Here is a 4290-nt window from a genome sequence, read left to right on the forward strand (position 1 = left end):
GCATCGCCCAGACCTGCGACGCGCCGAACGAGTTCGAGGGCCGCATGGCAGGCCAGCGGCGCATGGTTGTCATCCGCGATCGGGGCGCCGAATACCGCGGCCAAACCATCGCCGAGCTCTTTGCTGACGATGCCGCCGAACTGACGCACCGCGCCTCGCATGGCAGCCAAGGCCGGCTCCAGCCGTGAGACCGCCTGTTCCGGGTCCAGTTCGGCGACGAGGCCTGTGGAATCGATCACGTCGGCACGAAGAATCGTCACAAATCTTCGCTCGCCATCGGGATCGAAGTCCTGGCGCACCGCCGCCCCGCATTGCGAGCACCAAGCGTCGCCCGGATCGATCGTCGATTGACACGCAAAGCAATGCATTCCTGCGCCTTCAAAGGTCACGGCGGCCTTGTCAGTCGACCTGCCGGCAGTTCGTCATAAGATTGCCCATGGCAAGTTGCTTAGCAATGAGAGTCGCAACGACCCTTTGTGGGGAAACTCCGCAAACGGATATCCCTCTGGACGAAACGCAATCCTGAATGGTAGTTTGCCTCGAAGCCAAGCGAAAAAGAAGCGCCGCGCATCCTCCTCACGGAAGACGCGCCCGGAAGATTTGCCCAATCAACAGGCTCCGCAAAGCCGCAGATTTCCAACAGCAGCCATTCATTTCCGAGGATAGAACGATGGGTGGAAGAGTATACAACGGTCAGCAATTTAAGGATCTGATGAATAGCAATTACTATCCTTTGGAGAATATGAAGAAGAGCGTGGAGATCCTGAAGGCATCCGACCAGATCGACATCCAGACGTTGGAATATGGTCAGTATCACCTGATTTTGACGCCCGAGAACAAATGGCCGAACGCAAGCGCGAAATACTGGCACAAGGAGAAGGGCCGAGCTCGCGTGCAGCTCACCGCGCAACCCAACACCGCGCCGCTGTCCAACGATGAGCCTAACGTCGTCCCCCTGACAAGATGCGCGCTGCTCGATGCCTGTGTTCGGAAATGCTTCAACTCGGAGCCTCCGATCCCCATGATAACCAACATCATCCAGCATGACCAAAGCGCCGCCAATGCTGGCCAGCACGAAATTCGCCTGGAGTGGGAGTACGCCAACGGCGCGGATAAGGCACCGACGCTCCTCAACCTGACCATGGTTTGTCCGTTCAAGCCTTGACCGCCAGCTGCGGCAAGCTGGGCTGGATCGAACGAACGACGAAAGGCCAGAACGAGCGGCCGGGTACGGCGAACGCGGCGTCAGGGCTCTCCGGCCGCCAGCGCCAGCGCACCGCGATCTCCGGAGAAATCACTCCCGCGGCGCCCCCCACCCCGCCCTCCCCCTCAAGGGGGGAGGGAGCCCGCGCGGTGTGCCGCGTGGCTTTGAAGGCGCTTCATCGACGCCGACGACATGTAGGCAGTGGGCCGAGTTTTGTCGCCCGGCTTGTCGCCGCAAGGCCGCTCTCTCCGCCCCCTTCCCCCTTTGGGGGGAAGGGCCGGGGATGGGGGTGCCCCGGGAGCAATCTCTCCGCAAGAATCTCGGCCTTGCGCGGGAGCGCGGCGCGTGGTCGAACTGGCCGGGAATGATGCTGTTCTTGCTCCGCAGACTCCGGCTGGCCGCGCTGGTGTGCTTCACTGTGCTGGTCGCAAGCTTCGTGCTGACGCGGCTGTCCGGCGATCTGGCCGCCTCCATCGCGGGGCCGAACGCCAGCGCGCAGGATATCGCGATCATCACCAGGAATTACGGGCTGGACCGGCCGCTGGTGGTGCAGTTCTTCGATTGGGCCGGCCACGCCGCCCGCGGCGATCTCGGCCAGTCCTTCCTCTACCATGCCCCGGTCTGGGACCTGATCCGCGACCGGCTGCCCGTCACCCTGACGCTGGGGCTGACCGGACTGGTGATCGCGCTTTTGGTCGCGCTGCCGCTCGGCATCCTGGCCGCGATGCATGAAGGTACGGTGTGGGACCGCGGCCTGATGATGGTCGCCGTGCTCGGCCAGGCCCTGCCCGGCTTCTGGTTCGGCCTGATCCTGATCGTGCTGTTCGGCCTCGACCTGCAATGGCTGCCGATCTCGGGCGTCGAGAGCTGGCAGGGCTACATCCTGCCCGGCATCGTGCTGGCGTTTTCGGCGATCCCGGCCCTGATGCGGCTGACCCGTTCCGGCATGATCGACGCGCTGGCGGCGGATTATATCCGTACCGCCCGCGCCAAGGGGCTGAGCCGGGCGTCGATCATCCTGAAGCATGCGCTGCGCAATGCCGCGATGCCGGTGGTCTCGATCGCGGCGGTGCAGCTCGGCTTCATGCTGGGCGGCTCGGTGGTGACCGAGTCTGTGTTTGCGCTGCCCGGGGTCGGCTATCTCGCCTGGGAATCGATCAGCAAGAACGATTTTCCGGTGATCCAGGCCGTGGTGCTGTTCCTGGCCGTGATCTACATCGCCCTCACTTTGCTCGCGGACATGGCCAACGCGCTGCTCGATCCAAGGCTGCGCTCGTGAACAAGGCTGCGCTCGTGAACAAGGGCCGGCGCGGATGACGGAGGCTGCGGGGATGACGATCGTCGATCTCGCGGTCAACCCGCGCCCGCGCCGGACCGCGTTTCGCCGGGTCTCGGCGCTGTTGGGAGCCGCGATCGTGGCCGCCGCACTGCTGGTCGCGATCTTTGCGCCGGTGCTGACGCCTCATGATCCCTTCGCGCAGGATCTGGGCTCACGCCTGATCCCGCCGGTTTGGATGGAAGGGGGCCAGCCCGCGCATCTGTTGGGCACCGACCAGATCGGGCGCGATTACCTGTCGCGGCTGATCTACGGCACCCGGATTTCGCTGATGATCGGCGTGTTCACCGTCATCGTATCCGGCGCCATCGGCATTACCTTGGGCGTCGTCGGCGGCTTCTATGGCGGCCGCACCGACGAATTCGTGATGTTCCTGATCACCTGCCGGCTGTCGATCCCGCTGATCCTGGTGGCCCTGACGGTGGTGGCGCTGGTCGGCAGCTCGCTTCTCGTCGTGATCCTGACGCTCGGGCTGTTGTTGTGGGAACGCTTCGCCGTGGTGGCGCGCACCACCACCCTGCAGGTGCGCAATCTCGACTATATCGCCGCAGCGCAAGCCGCCGGCGCCTCGCCGCTGCGCGTTCTGGCGCGCGAGGTGCTGCCCAATATCGCCCATCATCTGCTGGTCGTGGCGACCCTGGAAATGGCGCTGGCGATCCTGCTCGAGGCGTCACTGTCGTTTCTCGGCCTCGGCGTGCCACAGCCCTTGCCGAGCTGGGGACTGATGATCGCCGAGGCCAAGGAATACATGTTCTTCAGTCCCTGGGTGATCGTGACACCAGGCGTGGCGCTGTTCGTGCTGGTGCTCGGCATCAACCTCCTGGGCGACGGGCTGCGCGACATGCTGCGGGCGGATTCGTGAGCGCTGCGTCCGCCATGCCCGATCCCGTTCTCGATATCGGCAACCTCCGCGTCGGCTTTGGCCGGCAAATGGACGCGGTGCGGGGCGTGTCGCTGACGGTGGGCCATGGCGAGACCCATTGCCTGGTTGGCGAGTCCGGCTGCGGCAAATCGGTCTCGGCGCTGTCGGTGATGAATCTCTTGCCGCGCGGCGCCACCCGCAGCGCCGATCACATCCGCTTTCAGGGCCAGGACCTGCTCGGCCTGTCCGAGCGCCGGATCGCGCGGCTGCGGGGCGACAAGATCGCGATGATCTTCCAGGAGCCGATGACCAGCCTGAACCCAGCCTACACCATCGGCTCGCAGATGGCGGAGGTGCTGCTGCGGCATCGCGGCGCCTCGCGGCGGCAGGCCTTGGACCGGGCGGCCGAACTGCTGGCGCGGGTCGGCATCGCCGCGCCGGGCATGCGGCTCGCGCAGCATCCGCATCAGCTCTCCGGCGGCCTGCGCCAGCGCATCATGATCGCGATGGCACTGATGTGCGATCCGGAACTGCTGATCGCCGACGAGCCGACCACGGCGCTCGATGTCACGGTACAGGCGCAGATCCTGCGGCTGCTGCAGAAGCTGCAGCGGGAGCTCGGGCTCGCCCTGCTGCTGATCACCCATGATCTCGGCGTGGTGGCGCGGATCGGCCAGCGCGTCTCGGTGATGTATGCCGGCGAGGTCGTCGAAACCGGAGCCGTGGCCGATGTTTTTGCCGCGCCCACCCATCCCTATACCCGCGGCCTGCTCGACTGCATCCCGATCCCCGGCAAGACCCGGGCGGGCCAGCCGCTCGGCAGCATTCCGGGCGTGGTGCCGCGGATCGCGGCCGGCTTTGCCGGCTGCGCGTTTCGCGACCGCTGCG

General features: G+C 65.4%; 5 protein-coding genes. 4 read left to right on the top strand and 1 reads right to left on the bottom strand.

All coding sequences use genetic code 11. From position 1 onward, the window contains the following. A partial coding sequence (locus WCB02_RS38545; protein ID WP_423967426.1) for an adenylate/guanylate cyclase domain-containing protein occupies nucleotides 1-368 on the bottom strand: 368 nt, incomplete at its 3' end. Nucleotides 369-670: 302 nt separating this feature from the next. Between WCB02_RS38545 and WCB02_RS38550 the strand changes: the two genes are divergently transcribed. From WCB02_RS38550 to WCB02_RS38565, 4 genes are all read left to right on the top strand, one after another. Further along, a complete protein-coding gene (locus WCB02_RS38550) occupies nucleotides 671-1165 on the top strand; it encodes a hypothetical protein (RefSeq protein ID WP_423967418.1) in 495 nt (164 codons plus the stop codon). A gap of 403 nt (nucleotides 1166-1568) precedes the next feature. Next, nucleotides 1569-2483 (top strand): ABC transporter permease, encoded by a 915-nt coding sequence (locus WCB02_RS38555; RefSeq protein WP_423967428.1) that lies wholly within the window; start codon nucleotides 1569-1571, stop codon nucleotides 2481-2483. 52 nt (nucleotides 2484-2535) lie between these two features. Further along, the gene (locus WCB02_RS38560; RefSeq protein ID WP_423967420.1) at nucleotides 2536-3402 is read left to right on the top strand and encodes an ABC transporter permease; all 867 of its coding nucleotides are present in this window, start codon (nucleotides 2536-2538) and stop codon (nucleotides 3400-3402) included. Next, nucleotides 3399-4290 (top strand): ABC transporter ATP-binding protein (locus WCB02_RS38565; protein ID WP_423967423.1); only part of this gene is annotated, 892 nt, incomplete at its 3' end. The genes WCB02_RS38560 and WCB02_RS38565, both read left to right, overlap by 4 nt.

The organism is Bradyrhizobium sp. (assembly GCF_049581145.1).
Taxonomy (GTDB): domain Bacteria; phylum Pseudomonadota; class Alphaproteobacteria; order Rhizobiales; family Xanthobacteraceae; genus Bradyrhizobium.

Excerpts from the sequence above, each read along its gene's own strand:
- WCB02_RS38550 (WP_423967418.1), top strand. The coding sequence starts at position 671 with ATGGGTGGAAGAGTATACAACGGTCAGCAATTTAAGGATCTGATGAAT.
- WCB02_RS38555 (WP_423967428.1), top strand. The coding sequence starts at position 1,569 with ATGATGCTGTTCTTGCTCCGCAGACTCCGGCTGGCCGCGCTGGTGTGC.
- WCB02_RS38560 (WP_423967420.1), top strand. The coding sequence starts at position 2,536 with ATGACGATCGTCGATCTCGCGGTCAACCCGCGCCCGCGCCGGACCGCG.